The 15758-nt window shown below is 71.5% G+C and carries 13 protein-coding genes; 5 read left to right on the top strand and 8 right to left on the bottom strand.

Going from position 1 to position 15758, the window contains the following annotated elements; translation table 11 throughout:
- The first annotated feature begins 111 nt into the window (after positions 1 to 111).
- From ACGF5O_RS45695 to ACGF5O_RS45685, 3 genes are all read left to right on the top strand, one after another.
- Positions 112 to 1572, top strand: coding sequence for an FAD-dependent oxidoreductase (locus tag ACGF5O_RS45695; protein WP_393815857.1), 1461 nt, complete (start codon positions 112 to 114; stop codon positions 1570 to 1572).
- Between the two features lie 64 nt (positions 1573 to 1636).
- Entirely contained in the window at positions 1637 to 2503 is an 867-nt protein-coding gene (locus tag ACGF5O_RS45690; RefSeq protein ID WP_393815856.1) for an SDR family NAD(P)-dependent oxidoreductase, read from the top strand.
- Between the two features lie 67 nt (positions 2504 to 2570).
- Positions 2571 to 3287, top strand: a complete 717-nt coding sequence (locus ACGF5O_RS45685; protein ID WP_393815855.1) for a hypothetical protein — start codon at positions 2571 to 2573, stop codon at positions 3285 to 3287.
- 465 nt (positions 3288 to 3752) lie between these two features.
- Here the strand turns inward: ACGF5O_RS45685 and ACGF5O_RS45680 are convergent, their stop codons facing one another.
- The 8 genes from ACGF5O_RS45680 to ACGF5O_RS45645 form a co-directional block, all read right to left on the bottom strand.
- Positions 3753 to 4781, bottom strand: a complete 1029-nt coding sequence (locus ACGF5O_RS45680; RefSeq protein WP_393815854.1) for an acyl-CoA dehydrogenase family protein — start codon at positions 4779 to 4781, stop codon at positions 3753 to 3755.
- The gene (locus ACGF5O_RS45675; protein WP_393815853.1) at positions 4778 to 5896 is read right to left on the bottom strand and encodes an acyl-CoA dehydrogenase family protein; all 1119 of its coding nucleotides are present in this window, start codon (positions 5894 to 5896) and stop codon (positions 4778 to 4780) included. Before ACGF5O_RS45675 ends, ACGF5O_RS45680 begins: the two co-directional genes overlap by 4 nt.
- Before the next feature lie 60 nt (positions 5897 to 5956).
- Positions 5957 to 6739, bottom strand: a complete 783-nt coding sequence (locus tag ACGF5O_RS45670; protein ID WP_393815852.1) for an enoyl-CoA hydratase/isomerase family protein — start codon at positions 6737 to 6739, stop codon at positions 5957 to 5959.
- Positions 6715 to 7974: a CaiB/BaiF CoA transferase family protein gene (locus tag ACGF5O_RS45665; protein ID WP_393815851.1), complete on the bottom strand. Its 1260-nt coding sequence runs from the start codon at positions 7972 to 7974 to the stop codon at positions 6715 to 6717. The genes ACGF5O_RS45670 and ACGF5O_RS45665 overlap by 25 nt, the downstream gene beginning before the upstream one ends.
- A gap of 34 nt (positions 7975 to 8008) precedes the next feature.
- Positions 8009 to 8761 carry an SDR family NAD(P)-dependent oxidoreductase gene (locus tag ACGF5O_RS45660; protein WP_393815850.1) on the bottom strand — a complete coding sequence of 251 codons (753 nt, stop codon included), beginning with the start codon at positions 8759 to 8761 and terminating at the stop codon, positions 8009 to 8011.
- Between the two features lie 62 nt (positions 8762 to 8823).
- Positions 8824 to 10815 (bottom strand): flavin-containing monooxygenase, encoded by a 1992-nt coding sequence (locus ACGF5O_RS45655; protein WP_393815849.1) that lies wholly within the window; start codon positions 10813 to 10815, stop codon positions 8824 to 8826.
- Positions 10816 to 10888: 73 nt separating this feature from the next.
- Positions 10889 to 11842 (bottom strand): alpha/beta hydrolase, encoded by a 954-nt coding sequence (locus ACGF5O_RS45650; protein ID WP_393815848.1) that lies wholly within the window; start codon positions 11840 to 11842, stop codon positions 10889 to 10891.
- A gap of 447 nt (positions 11843 to 12289) precedes the next feature.
- A complete protein-coding gene (locus ACGF5O_RS45645; RefSeq protein ID WP_393815847.1) occupies positions 12290 to 13780 on the bottom strand; it encodes an MFS transporter in 1491 nt (496 codons plus the stop codon).
- 345 nt (positions 13781 to 14125) lie between these two features.
- Here ACGF5O_RS45645 and ACGF5O_RS45640 point away from each other — a divergent pair, with 345 nt between their 5' ends.
- Together ACGF5O_RS45640 and ACGF5O_RS45635 are read left to right on the top strand one after the other, a co-directional pair.
- The gene (locus ACGF5O_RS45640) at positions 14126 to 14479 is read left to right on the top strand and encodes a VOC family protein (protein ID WP_393815846.1); all 354 of its coding nucleotides are present in this window, start codon (positions 14126 to 14128) and stop codon (positions 14477 to 14479) included.
- 78 nt (positions 14480 to 14557) lie between these two features.
- Positions 14558 to 15607 carry a hypothetical protein gene (locus tag ACGF5O_RS45635; RefSeq protein ID WP_393815845.1) on the top strand — a complete coding sequence of 350 codons (1050 nt, stop codon included), beginning with the start codon at positions 14558 to 14560 and terminating at the stop codon, positions 15605 to 15607.
- The last annotated feature ends 151 nt before the right edge of the window (positions 15608 to 15758 follow it).

Here is a 15758-nt window from a genome sequence, read left to right as displayed (position 1 = left end):
GGGAAGTGGACCGGAGAAGGGAGCCGGGATGCGGATCACTCAGGAGCGTCGGCCTTTCCCCGACCGTGCGAGACGGGGACCCTCGGCGGTCGGTTCACCGGGGTGGTCCGCATGACGGCGCGACCGCGGCACGCCCGCGAGGTGCGTCACTGGGACGGCGAGGCCGACGTCGTGATCGTCGGATACGGCGTCGCCGGGGCGGCCGCCGCGATCGGAGCCGCGGTCGAAGGGGTCGATGTGCTCCTTATTGAACACGCCGGTGGATGGGGCGGCGCGGCAGTCCTCGCGGGCGGGTTCGTCTATCTCGGCGGCGGCACCGCCCTGCAGCGGGCCTGTGGGTTCCATGACACCCCGGAAGCCATGTACCGCTTCCTGGAGGCGGCCATGGGGCCCGCTGCCGACACCGCCAAGCTCGCGGAGTACGCGGAACACAGCGTCGAGCACTTCGACTGGCTGACGCGGTGCGGAGTGCCGTTCCGGGCGGCCTTCTTCGACCGCCCCGCCTGGGAACCGCCCGGTGACGAGGGCCTGATGTACTCCGGTGGGGAGAACGCCCACCCGTTCGCCGACATTGCTCCGCCGGCGCCTCGCGGACACCTGCCGCGCATGGCGGACAAGCGGACGGGTGAACGCGGAGCCGGGTACGAGCTCATGAGGCATCTCGCCGCCACCGCCGAGGAGTCCGGTGCGCGGGTCCGCTACCACACCCGCTTCCAGAGGCTCGTGGTCGCCGACGGCGGCCGGGTCAGCGGGGTGATCGCGCGCAGTCTCGCCGAGGAGGTGGCGATCCGGGCGCGGCGCGGTGTCGTGCTGGCCGCTGGCGGCTTCACCTACCACGCGGACATGGTCGACCGGCACGTCCCGGTGCTCCGCGGACGGCCCGGGTCGGCCGTGGAGCAGCATGACGGCCGGGCGATCCGGGCCGCCCAGGCCATCGGCGCGGACGTCGCCCATCTGTGGGCCTGCGAGGCCGCCGTCCACACCGACCCGGGTCTGATGATCCGGGGCATCGTGGTCAACGCCAGGGGCGAGCGGGTGATCAACGAGGACACCTACCCCGGGCGGATCGGTCAGGAACTGCTGATGCACCATGCCAGCCAGGGCTTCGTCGTCATCGACGAGGAGGGCGCCGACGCCGCGGCGGCCGACCGCCCCACCGCGTCGATGCTGCCACCGCCCCAGCCCCGCTGGGTCGGCGACGACCTCGCCGAGCTGGAGAAGGCGATGGAGGTGCCGCCCGGCGCGCTGGCCGCGACGGTCACCCTGTACAACCGGCACGCCGCCGACGGGCGCGACCCCGTCCACCACAAGGCCGCCCCGTGGGTACGGCCGCTGCGTCCGCCCTACGGGGTCTACGACGTGCGTGGCCAGACCTCCGGCTTCACCCTGGGCGGGCTGCGCACCGACGCCGGCGGAGCGGTTCTCGACGTCGACGGCGAGGCGATCGCGGCGCTGTACGCGGCGGGCCGCACGGCCGCCGGCGTCGCCGCGGGCGGGTACGCCAGCGGTGTCTCCCTGGGCGACGGGAGTTTCTTCGGCCGCAGGGCCGGGCGGGCGGCGGCCCGCGGGTGAGCCACCGCGACTCGTCACACCCGACGCACGCACCCATGTCAGGAGAACGGAAGAAGGAGATGCGATGGCCAGCTCAGTCGAGGTGTTCGGCGGCGGCACCGCAGTGATCACCGGCGCGGCCGCCGGCATCGGTGCCGGGCTGGCCCGGCACGCCGCGCTCGCGCTCAGGATGAACGTCGTGCTCGCCGACGTCGACCGGGCCGCGCTGGAGCGTACCTGCGCCGACATCACGGCCGACGGCGGGCAGGCCACACCGGCCGTCGTCGACGTACGTGACGCCGCCGCAGTACAGGATCTGGCCGACCGGGTGGTCAAGGAGTCCGGGCCGCCCCGGCTGCTCGTCAACAACGCGGGAATACAGCAGTTCGGCTACCTCTGGGACACTCCGGTGGCCAACTGGGAGCGGCTCGTGGCCGTCAACATCAGCGGCGTGTTCCACGGCATCCGCGCCTTCCTGCCGCACCTCCTGGCCCGCTCCGAGTCCGCGTGGGTGCTCAACCTGGCCTCCATCGGCTCGGTGACGGCGTGGCCGTTGCAGACGCCGTACATCATGAGCAAGCACGCCGTGCTCTCCATGACCGAGTGCCTGTACCAGGAGGTCGAACTCGCCGGCGCCCGGCACATCCGGGTGAGCGCCGTGCTGCCCGGGGCCGTGACCTCGCGCATCTTCGACGACGCGGGCGGTGTCGACGGCGGTGACCTGGGCGCGGCCGAGAAGGAGCGCGAGGCGATGTTCCGGGTCCGCGAGCGGGCCATCAGCCCTGAGGAGGCTGCCGCGACCATTCTGCGGCAGGCCGCCGACGGTGAGTTCTACATCGTCACGCAGCCCGACTCGGTGCTCGGAGCCATGCGGGACCGCGCGGAACAGCTCACCGCGCGAAGGGCACCGGCCCCTCCGCGCAGCCGGTTCGCGGCGCCGCAGCCCGAATGAACCCGGTCCGGTTCCACGGCGACCGGGCCCCCACCGAGTATCCGCAGCACGAGGAGATGAGCCGGACATGGCGCCCACGAACACCGCGAACGATCGCGTACCGGCGGGAACGGTGCCCGCACCGAGTGCGAGCCTCGGGCATCTCGCCCTCCACTTCCGTCCGGGAGAGCGGGCTCTCGCGACCCGGTTCTTCGAACTGCTCGGAGCCCGGGTCCAGGAGTTCCCCAACCAGTTCTCCGAAGAGCCGCTTTACGTCATCGCCATGGACCGGGACACACCAGCCCGCGCCGACAACATCGTCTACCTGTTCGCCCTCAAGCCGGCCCAGCTCGAACTGGAGACCGTCATCGCGAAACAGCTGGGCCTCGGCACCGACGACGCCCACCCGGCGCTGACCGCCTTCCTCGACCAGCGGGCCAGGTGGCCGGAGTCGTATCTGCACTTCGGGCTGCACTACAGCAGGCTGGAGGACCTCGAAGCCGCGGTGACCGGACTGCGGGCCGAGGTGGCGGCGCACCCGGAGTTCGCCTCGCGCATCCAGGGGCTGCAGGTCCTCAAGGCCCGCGGCGAGGACGGTGACCGGGAGATCGACGAGCGCATGGCGGCCTCCGCGGTGTTCTCACAGACCGAGGAGTACGCCTACGGACGGCACGGCGCCCAGGTGCACATCCGTACCGACCTGTTCGCGACCGGGCTCAGCCTGTTCGGTTCGGTGGTCGAACTGGACTTCGTCTTCACCGGGCCGGGCCGGGAGCGCAACGCGTTCAACTCGCCCATCTCCTAGCGGCCCGGCCCGGCCCAGCGTCGGTCGCCCTCATTGCCCGCCGGTAGTACGAGGCGGGACTCCGAGCGGCGGCCTGCGTCAGTCCGATGATGGACACGGAGGCCAGTCCGAGGTGCCGGGGCAGCCCAGCGATGTCGTCGGCCCTGTCCGATGACGGCATGCAGGGTGCGAGAGGTGTCTCGTCGGCGGCCGACGCCCTGGCCCACGGCCGCGGGGTCCGGGCCGCCGCGCGCGTGGAACCTCGTCGACAGCCCGGTGCCCCGGTTGTCGAGCACGGTGATGTGCAGCCGTCGGCCGTACAGCGTCGTCGGGAAGTCCTCTGACCGGCGGTCAAGCGTTCGTCCGGACCGTTGACCAGGACGGCCGGTCGGGCCGCGGGGCGCCCCGCGGCCCGGTGTTCGAGCCGCACGACCCGGTTGGCCCGGCCGGGGGGGCGGGGTTCGGGAAGCCCGGACCTCGCCTCTTCTACGATCCGGATGCCGTCAGCCGGGTCCAGACCGCGTCCTCGCCCAGGTCCGCTGCCCGCTTGCCGAGCGTGTCGGCCCACTCCCGCTCGGTGGCCACGGCGTCCCGCCACGCCCACAGCCGACGGGTGAAGTGGTGGAGGGGGTACTCTCCCGTGATGCCCATGGCCCCGTGCAACTGGTGGGCCGCACGCGCCACTTCGGTCGCCGTCCGGGCCGTGGTGACACGCGCCACGGCCACGGCCGAAGCCACGTCCAGCCACCCCGGTTCCGCCACCGCCTCCCGCGCCAGCCCCAGTGCCGCGTCCGCCTGCATCAGCTGCACCCTCATCGACGCGAGCCCTGATGAAACCGCCGGCAGCCGCAGCAGAGGAGCGCCGAACTGCTCGCGCTCGGACACGTATGCCTTGGTCAGCCGGTATGCCCCGTGCGCGGCGCCGGTCACGGCGGCCGACCACAGCAGGGCCAGGCGAGCCCGGATCTCCGGGTAGCGGGGCCCGGAGGCGACGGGGACTGCCGGGGTATGATCCAGCAGCACGGTGTCGCGCGGTTCCCCAGCGAGATTCTCGCTGGCGCGCAGCCCCACCGAATCGTGTCGCAGATCGATGATCAGCGGCTCCCGTCCCGGTCCGCAGGCCAGGAGCAGTGACGCGTCCCGCGCCCACGGAACGGCCGCCAGTTCCCCGGTGAGAGTGCTCCCGGCCTCGACCACCCCCGGCGCCCCGTCGAGCAGCGCTGTCACGGCGAACGCCTCGTCCAGCGGCCGGACATGACCGATCACCCAGTCCGCCACCGAGGACTCGATCAGTGGCACACCGGCGCCGCGAGCCGCCAACGCCTCGACGGCCACCAGCAGATCGTCCAGGGTGCCGCCCGACCCCCCGCGTTCCTCGGGAACACCGATCCTCGGCAGCCCCAGCTCACGTACCCCGGCCAACACCTCCCGCGCCCGCCCGACGGTCGGGGTACCCCCGTCCTCGGGCAGGACGGATGCCGCCAACTCCCTCAGTTCCGCGGCGTACTCGCTCATGACCGGGTCTCCTGACGGGCGATGAGGGACAGCAGGACCTCGGCCGATCCACCGCGCAGACCGAAGCCGGGGGAGGCGAGCAGCGCCTGGCCGAAGAGGCTCTCGGGCGATGGCTCGTGGTGTCCGGCGGTACGGCGCAGAGCCTCGATCACGTCGTACTCGAATGCGTTCCCGAGGTACTTCAGGGCCGCCGCCTCCTGTACCGGCGCCTGCCCGGCGTCCATGCGCCGGGCAACCTCCCAGCACAGGCGCCGCAACACAGCCAGCCGCGCGACCAACGAGCCGAGGAGCGACCGGAGTTCGGCGTCGTCCCGCTCGGCCGCCAGGGCGATCAGCTCGGTGAGGACGGGATAGCTGGAGAGGAACCGTTCTGCCCCACCTCGCTCGAACGACAGCTGTTCGACAACCTGCCGCCAGCCGTTGCCGACCTCGCCGATCACGCGGTGGCCGGGGACGAAGACTTCCTCGAATCGCACCTCGTTGAAGTGGTGTTCGCCGGCGAGGTCGACGATCGGTGTGGTCGAGACACCGTCGGCACGCATGTCCAGGACGAACTCGGTCAGCCCCTCGTGCTTGCGTTCCGTCCGCGCGGTGCGGGCAAGGACGTAGGCATGCGTGGCCCGGTGGGCGTGGCTGGTCCAGATCTTGTGCCCGGAAAGCAGCCAGCCGCCGTCGACCGGGGTCGCGGACGTTCGCACGGCGGCGAGGTCGGAGCCTGCCTCCGGTTCGCTCATGCCCAGGCAGAACACGGCCTCGGCGGAGGCGATCAGCGGCAGGATCTCCTCCTGGAGGCGACGGCTGCCGTGCCGCAGGATCGCCGGACCGATCTGCCGGTCGCCGATCCAGTGCGCGGCGACCGGCGCTCCCGCCCGCAGCAACTCCTCGGTGACCGCCAGCCGTTCGACGTTCGTACGGCCCGCACCGCCGAACTCCCGCGGGTACGTCATGGCGATCAGGCCGTCCGCGGCAAGCGCCTTGCTGAACTCTGGGTCGAACGACCGCAGCCAGGAGTCGCTGCGCGGCACATAGCGGGCGGAGGAACGCCAGGACGCGGTCAGGTCCCTGACCCGGGTGCGCAGTTCGGCGCAGGCCTCCAGGGGCGGGGGTTGTCTCATGACGGGGCCTTTCCTAGGCGTACGACGAAGTGGCCGGCCGGCGTGCGACGCGCGGGGGCGTCAGCGGCCGGTGAAGACTCCCGGACGCCTCTCCCGGAAGGCGGCGTACGCCTCGGCGGAGTCCTGGGTCGACGTGACCACGGCCTGGTGGGAGGAGATGAGGTCGAGAGCGGTCCGCAGGTCGTGCCGGGCGCCTTGGTGCACCGCACGTTTGATGATCTGCACGGCGGCCGGAGGCCGTTCGGCGAGACGCGCGGCGAAGGCGTACACGGAGTCGAGGAGGCCGTCCGTCTCGAAGACAGCCTCGACGAGACCGATCCGCAGGGCCTCTTCGGCGTCCACGAAGTCACCGGTCCACAGCAGCCGCAGAGCCGTCGAGGTGCCGACCGCCCGAGGAAGCAGCCAGCAGCCGCCGTCGCCCGGGACCAGCCCGACCCTGATGTACCCCTCGCTGAAGCGTGCGGTACGTGAGGCGAACCGGATGTCGCACAGCAGGGCCATGTCCATCCCGGCGCCCACGGCCGGGCCGTCGACGGCGGCGAGCACCGGCTTGGAGACGTCCTCCAGGGTGAGGGCGACGCGGTGCACGCGCCGCGTCAGCAACTCCTTCTCGGCCAGCGGGTCACGCTGCTCTCCCTTGAAGTCGGAGAGGTCCACCCCGGAGCAGAAGGAACCGCCCGCGCCGGTGACGACGACGACACGGACCTCGGGATCGTCCTCGGCCCGGCGCAGGCAGTCGGCCCAGGTGTCGACCATGCCCAGGGTGAACGCGTTCCTGCGTTCGGGGCGATTCAGCAGAATCGTCGCGATGTGGTCCTTCACGGAGTATTCGAGGTCTGCCATCGCCGTCCTTCGCCGTCCTTGTCCGTGTGTGCGGTGTCCGAGGGGTGAGCCAGCGCCCCCGACGTGAGGAGACGCCCGATCTCCGCCTCGTCCAGACCGGCCTCGCGCGCCACTTCGAGGCTGTGCTCGCCCAGCGCGGGGGCGTGCAGCGGATGGTCCTGCCGCCCGGTGTCCGGGCCGAATCGGACGGGCTGCCGGGGCAGCCGCAGCGGGCCCTCGGTGGGGTGGTCGAGGCTCTCGAAGAAGCCGGTGGCCGCCAGATGCGGGTCGGAGAACAGGTCGGTGAGGGTGTTGACGCGGCCAGCCGGGATGTCCCGCCGCTCCAGTTCGGCGAGCCAGTCCTCGGTCGTCCTGGTAGCCATGTGCGTGTTGAGCAGCGCGTACAACTCGTCGATGTGCTCGGTGCGTTCACGGATCGTGCGGTACCTGGGCTCGGCGGCGAGCTCTGGTCGGCCGATGCAGGTGAAGAACGCCCGCCACTGGGCGTCCGTGTAGATCATCACGGCCAGGTGCCCGTCCTTGGTACGGCAGGGCCTGCGGTGCGGGGAGGCCGTACGGGCGTATCCCGCGGGCCCCGCGGGCGGGTCGAACACCCAACCGCCCTGCTGTTCGAGCAGCATGAAGCCCGCCATCGTCTCCAGCATCGGCACCTCGACCACCTGGCCCGCGCCGGTGACGTCCCGGCCCCGCAGGGCCGCCAGCACCGCTGCCGCCCCCATCAGCCCGACGATCTTGTCCGCGGCTGCCGTACGCACGTACTCCGCGCCCCCGGCGCCTCCCTGGACCGCGGCCATGCCGCTGGCCGCCTGGATGACGTCGTCGTAGGCGGGGCGGTCCGCGTACGGCCCGCCGGCCGCGAAGCCCCGGAACGCGCAGTGCACGGCACGCGGGTTCACCCGCAGAACGGCGTCCGCGGACAGGCCCAGCCGCTCGGCCGCGTCCGGTCTGAGGTTGTGTACCACCACGTCGGCACGCGTCACCAGCCGCTCCAGCAGCGCACGTCCACCGTCCTGCTTCAGGTCGAGCAGCACACTGCGCTTGCCCCGGTTGACGTTGAGGAAGACCGGTCCCATGGACGTCCCGCGGACGTCTCCGATCTTCCTGACCACGTCACCGCCGGGCGGCTCCACCTTCACCACCTCCGCGCCCCACTGGGCGAGGAGCATGGTGCAGTACGGCCCCATGAACGTGGAGCTGACGTCGACGACGCGGATGCCTGCCAGCGGGAAGTCCACGATCCCGGCCCTTCCGTTGCTCGTTCGGTGGCAGTCAGCGGGTGTGGCTGCCGCCGTTGAGGTCGATCGTCTGGCCGGTCAGCCACGAAGCCTCCGGCGAGGCGAGGAAGACGACGGTCGCGCCGACGTCCTCCGGGCGGCCCAGGCGCCCGACGGGGATGCCCGCTGCGATGTCGGCGATCCCGGGGCCACCGGCGCTCTGCATCAGTCCGAGCGCCAGCGTGTTGGCGGTGATCCCGGCCGGTGCCTCCTCCTGGGACACGTGCCGGATGAAGCCCTCGACACCGCTCTTGCCCGCGCCGTACAGGGACACCCCGATGGCCAGACCGGTCCGGCCCGCGCCGGAGGAGATCTGCACGACGCGTCCCCAGCTCACCTCCCGCATGCCGGGCAGCACGGCGTGCACGCAGTTCATCGCCCCGAACAGGTTGATCTCCACCGGCCCGCGCCAGCGTCCGGGCTCGATGTCCCGGAACGGCCCGTAGCCCATGTCGGCCGGGATGCCCGCGTTGTTCACCAGGATGTCGACCGGACCGCCCAGCACCTCACCGGCCCGCCCGACCCCCTCGCGCACCGCGTCCAGGTCGGTGACGTCGAACGGCACCGCTGTGGCCCGGCCCCCCGCTTTCTCGATCTCCGCGCAGGTCGCCTCGGCCCGTTCTGGGCGGAGATCGTTGACCGCGACCGCGGCACCCTGCTCCGCGAGGGCGCGGGCGATCCCCGCCCCCGCGTTCTGGCCTGCTCCGGTGACCAGAGCCGTGTGTCCGGTGAGGTCGAACATACCCATGGTGGTTCGGTTCCTTTCTGTGGTCCGAGGCGATGGGCCGGGCGCCGGGCGGCGGCCGGGGTTCAGTCCGCCGCCGGGGCGGCCGGTGCCACCGGCCCGCCGCTGAGCAGCAGGGCGTCCGGGTCGGGGGCGCGCAGCATCGTCCAGTAGTCGACGAGTCGCCAGGGGCAGGTGACCCAGGCCCGTCCGGCGGCGTTGCGGTAGTAGCCGTTCGCGGTACCGGCGTGCTGCCACACCGTGCGGTCCAGTTCGGTGTCGACGCGTGCGTTGTACTCGTCCGTCGCCTCCGGAGCCGGCTCCATCGCCGTGTGCCCGGTGTCCACTAGGTGGCGAAGGCACTCGACGGCGTAGTGGACGTGCTCCTCACTCGTCACGTTGTGCCCGCCGCCGTGGTTCGGGGCGGAGTTCGGCCCCGCGGTGACGAAGAGGTTGGGGAAACCGGGGACCATGACACCCAGGTGCGCGCGCGGGTCCCGGCCGCCGTCCCAGCGCTCGGCCAGGGTGACCCCCGCGCGTCCCACGACGTCCAGGAAGCCCAGGTACTCCAGCCGGAACCCGGTGGCCCAGATGATCACGTCGGCCGCCAGGAACGTCCCGTCGGTCAGCCGTACGCCCTCCGGCTCGATCCGCTCGAACGAGGCGCGGTGCAAAGCGACATCGTCGCGGCGGACCGCGGCCAGGAACCCCGGGTCCTTCACGATGCGCTTGGCGAACGGCGGGAAGTCCGGGGTGAGCATCTCCACCAGGTCCGGCCGGTCGCCCAGTTGCTCGTCCAGGTGCCGCAGGCAGATCCGCATCAGGGCGTCGTTGGCCGGGGAGGAGGAGACATGGGTGGCGTACCACTCGTCGTCGATCCGGGGGATCGCGAAGCTCTTGTCCGCGGTGAACCAGTGGGTGACCAGCCGGTACCACTGCTGGTAGTACGGCAGGTGCCGCATCGCCCAGCGGGTCGCGTCGTCGACCCTGCTCACCACGCCGCGTTCGGGCGCGATCCAGTGCGGTTGCCGGAACACGACGTCCAGGTGCCCGGCCCGCCCCGCGAGGCTCGCCACGACCTGCACGGACGTGCAGCCGGTACCGAGCACGACCACGCGTTTGCCGTCCAGTTCGACGGTGTCGTCCCACTCGGCCGTGTGCATCGTCGCCCCGGCGAACGTCTCCAGCCCCGGCACCTCGGGCACGGACGGGCTGTTGAGGATCCCGGTCGCGGTGATCACCGCGTTCGCCTCGTAGGTCTCGGTACGGCCGTCCGGCGCCGCCACCGTCACCCGCCAGGTCTGCCGGTCCTCCTCCCAGGCGCAGCCGAGCACCCGGTGCGACAGGGCGACGTGGTCCCGGATCCCGTACTTGTCCGCGACATGGTGCAGATAGCGCAGGTACTCCGGGCCGGTCGGGTAGAACTTCGACCAGTCGGGGTTGAGTTCGAAGGAGTACGAGTAGAAGTGGCTCGGCGTGTCCACCGCCGCACCCGGGTAGGTGTTGCGCGCCCAGGTACCGCCGATGTCGTCGCCCGCCTCGAACACCCGGTACTCGAAGCCGGCCTCGGCGAGCTTCACGGCCGTGTTGATGCCGACCATTCCGGCGCCGACGACCGCGACCCGGAAACCGGGTGGCACGGGCCGGTGCCGCGGGACCGACGCGGGCAGGTACTCGAACCCGGCCTGCTCCCGCAGGTACGGCCCGTACTCGGGGCCGACCGCGTCATCGGTGGCCACCCGTACCATCTCCAGGAACAGGTCCTCGTCCGGTATCCGCAGCGCGGGGACCAGACCGTCCGGCAGGATCTCGTGCGCGCGCCGCCGGATCTCGTCGGCGACTTCCTTCGGATACTGGCCGGGGGCGAGCGTGTGCCCGGCTCCGGCGGCCTTCGCCGCGGCGATCCGGTCCCGGAACTCGGACAGCAGCGCGCGGTCCCCGGTCGCGTGCACCAGCGTCATCAGCAGGGGACCCGGTTCGACGGCGTCGATCGCGGCGCGCAGCCGCACGGGGTCCGGGTCGGGCACCGGGTTCACCACCCGGGTCGGCCGGTCGTCGGGGATCACGGACATCGTCATGGGTCCTCGCATCGGGGGAGTGACAGGGAGGCCGGGGGCCGAGGCCGCGGCGCTGCCGGATCGCGCGCGTGTCTCACCAGGGCAGGGTGTGCGCCGTCTTCGCCCGCAGGACGCCGGCGATCTCGGCCAGTGCCTGCCGGCCCCGTGCGAGGTGGTACAGCTGCATGAGGAAGCCGTGTCCCACCCCCGGGTAACGGGTCAGCGTGGTCTGGACGCCCGCGTCGCGCAGCCGGGCGGCGTACCGCTCCGACCAGTCGCGCAACGGGTCCAGCTCGCCCACGGCGATGATTGCCGGGGGCAGCCCACCGAGGTCCTCGGCATAGGCGGGTATCTCGTCGGCGCCGACCGGCCCCGGGCGGCCCGCGCGGGCGAGTTCGTGCAGATAGACGATGTCGTCGCGGGTGAGTCCGGGAGCGTCCGCGAGTTCCCGCACCGAGTCGGCGCCCAGGTCCCGGTCGAGACCGCCGTACATCAGGATCTGGCAGAACAGTCGGGGGCCGCCACGGTCGCGGGCGCGCAGTGCGACGAGCGCGGCCAGCGTTCCGCCGGCGCTGTCACCCGCCACTGTGATCCGGTCGGGCAGCACCCCCAGCTCGGAGGCGTGCGCGGCCACCCACTCGGTCGCGGCCCACGCGTCGTCGACCTGGCCCGGCGGCGGATGCTCGGGGGCGAGGTGGTACTCCACCGCGAACACCCGGTGACCGGTGTACTCGGCGATCGCGCGGGCGAACGGCTCGTACGAGTGGTTGCTGCCCATCACCATCCCGCCGCCGTGGAGGTAGACGATCGCGGGCAGCTCGGCCTCCGCCGCCGGGCTGTACACCCGGATCGGCAGCATTCCGTGGGCGCACGGGATCTCCCGGTCCCGGATCTCGGCCATCTTCGGCAGCTCCGCCGGGTGCGGCAGGGCTTCCAGCGCGGCGCGCACACCCTCCAGCCCCGTCTCGCGCATGCCCCCGCGCTGCGAGCGGCGCAGCGCGTACAGGGCGGCGGCATCAGGGTCGGGGGTGGGGACGCGCTGGGGCATTCTCGTGCTCCTCCGTGGCGAACGCTGAGACGCTGAGACGTGGGGTGCGGCGGGGCCGGGTGGTCTGCTCGCCCGAGTGCGTCGGCGGAACGCTCCCGCCGGCGGCAGGGCCGACGGCACCGGACCATCTCGCGGGCACTCGCAGTCTGATCTCCGCCGGCCTTCGGTGAGCAGAGGCATTCCCGCTGACCGGGACGTGGCCGGATTTCCTTCCGGCGGTGTGGTTCACGCGGTCGGTGTCGGGGAGAGCCACGTCCCGCTCAGAGACATCGCCCGTGAGGCCGCGGCTCGACGAGGTTCACGTCCGGTGCGTAGGCGGGAAGGCGGACTGGCTGACGCCGACCATGCGCTTGTTCGGTGCTTTCGGCCCCGGGGAAGACCGGTGACGTCTAGCGAAGCCGCTGACAGTCGGTCGACGACCACGCATCACCTGGTCGTCGGCGAGGGTCACGCCCTTCCGCCCGCGACCGCGCCAGGTCGTGACATCCCGGCCTTCAGGTCGGCGGTCGCGCCGCCCGTGGCGGGGGTTCGGCCGTGCCGCATCAGCAGGGTCAGGACGACGGAGACGACACCTCCGGCCAGCAGGACCAGGATCGACAGCTCGAAGCCGGTGTCCGTGACGACCACCGCGTGGTCCGATCCCTCCGTGAGCCGGGTGTGGCGGGCCGTGATGGTCGTGATGGCGGCCGAACCGATGCCGTTCGCCGTACCGAGGACGGTGTACAACAGCGAGGTTCCGATGCCCTGCTGGTCAGCCGGCACCGCCTCGATGACGAGGTTGTTCGCGGCGGTGTAGAAGAAGCCGAGCGCGATGCCCTGGAGCACGGCGGCGGTGACCGCGGCTCCGACACCACCGTGCCGCGAGGCCAGCATGACGAGCAGCCCGGCCGTCGTCGCCAGCACCGCGATCAGCAGGGCGGCCCGGGGTGAGTAGCGGCGGCACACCCATCCCGCCGGGACGCCCGTCAGCGCACCGACCAGCCCGTACGGCACGCCGACGTACAGGCCGAACTCCAGGGCCGTCCAGCCGAGCCCGCGGTCGGCGAGACCGGGGATGTGCGGGATGCGCACCGCCTCGGCCAGCAGTGTGGTGCCCGCCGTCAGCGCGTACATGCCCATACCGGCGGCGAGCAGCGGCCACCACACCTGCGGGCGGCCCAGCAGCTCCATGCTCACGAGTGGTTCCTCGCGGCGCCGCTCCACCACCACGAACAGCGCCAGCAGGACCACCCCCACCGGGACCAGCACCGGCGTCATCGAGGTCTTCACGACGCAGTACACCAGAGCCGCCATGCCGAGGCCCATCAGGAGCCCGCCGAGCACGTCCACGCTCTTGCGCTCGCGTGCCGGGCTCTCCGGGACGAGCAGCAGTACCAGCACCGCTGCCACCAGGGCGTAGCACAGTTCGAACCAGAACGCGCTGCGGAAGCCGTGGTTGTCGATGAGCCAGCCGCCCAGCAGCGGGCCCACGAAGACGGAGACACCGGTGCCGATCGTGATGCCGCCGACGCCCAGCGGCACCAGGCGCGGGGGAAGGATGTCCCGCATGAGGCCGTAACCGGCGACGTAGGCGACGACGAACGACGATTGCAGGACACGGCCGGCCAGGAACAACCAGTACACGGTGGTGAGGGCGCAGAGCGCCGAGCCGGCCATGAACACGGCGCTCACCACCAGCAGGATGCGCTTCTTTCCGTACAGGTCCGCGAGTCTGCCGGTGATCGGCAGGAACACCAGTGACGCCACGAACACCACCGTCATCACCAGGACGACCTCGGTCGTGCGGAACTCCGCCGCGATGTCCGGCAGTCCGCCGGTGATCAGGGTGAACTCGAAGTTGGCGTTGCCGATCACCAGGGACACGGCGACGATGCTCAGCAGGTGGCGGATCGTCAGTCTTTCGGCGGGCGCGTGTCCGCCCGTGTTTTGTCCGCTCATCGAACTCGCCTTCCGATCGCGCCGCGACGGTGCGCGGCGGGTGCAGAGATCTGGTCCGCTCCCGGTGGACGTACCGGCGGTCCATGGCGGGACCGGAGCACGCCCCAGGCTCTTGGCCGGGGGAATGGACACGGGGCGGAGAAGGGGAGGGCGGAACGGCACCGGCAGGTCACCGCTCGCCTGACCAATCAAGTGCTTGGTTAGTTTCCGGTCGGGTGTGCGGTGCGTCAACGGCTCGGGCAAAACTGAGCAAGTGCTTGTTTGTGGCTCTGGGGGGCGGCCATACTCCGAAGGAAGGAGGGCCGCCATGAGCAACGATCCCCGTTCCACTTCAGCAAGATCCTGGTGACCGACCCGGAGGCACAGTTCGCCTTCTACTCCGCGGTGCTGGGAATGGCCGAGAAGTACCGCTTCAGCCAGGGCGAGGAAGGCGACGCGCTGGAGGAGATCATCATGACCCAGGCCGGCGGCGGCGACCCCACGCTCGTGCTGCTGTGCTACCCGAACCGGCCCAAGCCGGTGCCGGGCGAGGCCGTCCTCGGATTCAGCGTGCCCGATCTCGATGACACCGTGCGGCGGGTGGTCGAGGCGGGCGGCAGTGTGGCGGAGCCGCCCAGAGAAGTTGCCGGGTTCGGGATCCGGGTGGCCTTCGTGCTCGATCCCGAGGGGCATCGGCTCGAACTCGTCCAGCCGCTGTGAACGGCTCCCGGCGGTGGCGGCCGATCGGCACCGCCGGGGCCGTACCGTCCGTACACCACCCTCGGGAAGGGACCGCCGATGGCCACCGCACCAGCCCACCCCCTGACGCCCGTCGCCCCGCCCGAGATCATCCAGGACTTCTACACCCCTGAAGAAGTGGACACCCTCTTCGGTGTGGTGCGCCGGGACGGGCCTTGGCCGCTCGTGCTCGCTCACCACTTCTCGTCCGCCGAGGAGTACCTCGCGGTGTCCGGCGCCAAAGACCGTCGTCCCGGCGCCAGGCTCTCGGACTTCACCGCCCCCGTCTTCCGGGGCTACCTCGCCAGGGAGGGCGCGGTACTGCACGAGGCCGTCCACGACATCTACTTCAGCCGCAGGCTCCTCGACCCGGTACTGCGGCTGCACAACGCACGCTACGGCTTCGCCCACCACATGCTGTTCAACCTGTGCGGCCCCTCGCACAGCTTTGACGCCGGGCACTTCGACAGCGGGAACTGGCGCGGCATCAGCTCGGTCAACGCCCCGACATGGCTGATGAGCGTCATGGCCAAATCGGGTCTGTTCGACGCCTGGGAGGTCAGGTCGGGCCAGGTGATCACCTACTTCTACGACTCCGGCACCGACGGCGGGTTCACCTACTGGCCGCAGGGACCGGACAAGGCGCCGAGCCGGATACCGGCGCCGTTCCACAACACGGCGGTCCTCTCGGACAACTCCCGGATGTACCACCGCCGCGAGGCCGGCGGCCCGCGCGACCGGCGTGACCTGCCCGCCCTCACCATGGGCTCACTGCTGTCGGCGGACGGCGAGGACTGGATCGTCAAGGACGGCGACACACAGATCACGCGGTTCGCGCATCGCGACTCGCGCTCGCTGTTCCACTACACCGCGCTCGTCTTCGACGACCTGGCCGACGTGACCCGCTATCTCGACCACACCGACGACCTCACGTTCGACCAGGTCTTCGAGATCCTGATCGCCGACCTGAAGGCACGCGGAGTACGGTTCACCACGCCCTCGGACCCGATGAACGACCGCGACTTCGTCGCGCTGCTGACGGATGTCCATGCCATGGCCCCTCGCGGTTACCCGGCCGAGGCGCCGCTGGATGTCCCGCACGCCGCCTGAGCGAAACCGACGGCGTGCCCTGCCGGGCCTGTCAACGCTCGTCGTGCCGTCGTGCCGACACGTCGGCCGTCGTGCAACGGCACGGTGCCCCCTGGCCGTTACCCGGGCCGGAGGCCGTGTGCGGGGTTCCCCCGCAGCCCGGCCCCGGACA

Origin of the sequence: Streptomyces sp. NPDC048291 (assembly GCF_043201715.1) — a bacterium.
GTDB lineage: Bacteria > Actinomycetota > Actinomycetes > Streptomycetales > Streptomycetaceae > Streptomyces.
Note: the sequence above shows the minus strand (reverse complement) of the source record. Positions and strands in the feature narration are given on the sequence as shown.

Excerpts from the sequence above, each read along its gene's own strand:
- ACGF5O_RS45680 (WP_393815854.1), bottom strand. The coding sequence starts at position 4,781 with ATGAGCGAGTACGCCGCGGAACTGAGGGAGTTGGCGGCATCCGTCCTG.
- ACGF5O_RS45655 (WP_393815849.1), bottom strand. The coding sequence starts at position 10,815 with ATGACGATGTCCGTGATCCCCGACGACCGGCCGACCCGGGTGGTGAAC.
- ACGF5O_RS45645 (WP_393815847.1), bottom strand. The coding sequence starts at position 13,780 with ATGAGCGGACAAAACACGGGCGGACACGCGCCCGCCGAAAGACTGACG.
- ACGF5O_RS45675 (WP_393815853.1), bottom strand. The coding sequence starts at position 5,896 with ATGAGACAACCCCCGCCCCTGGAGGCCTGCGCCGAACTGCGCACCCGG.
- ACGF5O_RS45685 (WP_393815855.1), top strand. The coding sequence starts at position 2,571 with ATGGCGCCCACGAACACCGCGAACGATCGCGTACCGGCGGGAACGGTG.
- ACGF5O_RS45650 (WP_393815848.1), bottom strand. The coding sequence starts at position 11,842 with ATGCCCCAGCGCGTCCCCACCCCCGACCCTGATGCCGCCGCCCTGTAC.
- ACGF5O_RS45635 (WP_393815845.1), top strand. The coding sequence starts at position 14,558 with ATGGCCACCGCACCAGCCCACCCCCTGACGCCCGTCGCCCCGCCCGAG.
- ACGF5O_RS45690 (WP_393815856.1), top strand. The coding sequence starts at position 1,637 with ATGGCCAGCTCAGTCGAGGTGTTCGGCGGCGGCACCGCAGTGATCACC.
- ACGF5O_RS45695 (WP_393815857.1), top strand. The coding sequence starts at position 112 with ATGACGGCGCGACCGCGGCACGCCCGCGAGGTGCGTCACTGGGACGGC.
- ACGF5O_RS45670 (WP_393815852.1), bottom strand. The coding sequence starts at position 6,739 with ATGGCAGACCTCGAATACTCCGTGAAGGACCACATCGCGACGATTCTG.
- ACGF5O_RS45660 (WP_393815850.1), bottom strand. The coding sequence starts at position 8,761 with ATGGGTATGTTCGACCTCACCGGACACACGGCTCTGGTCACCGGAGCA.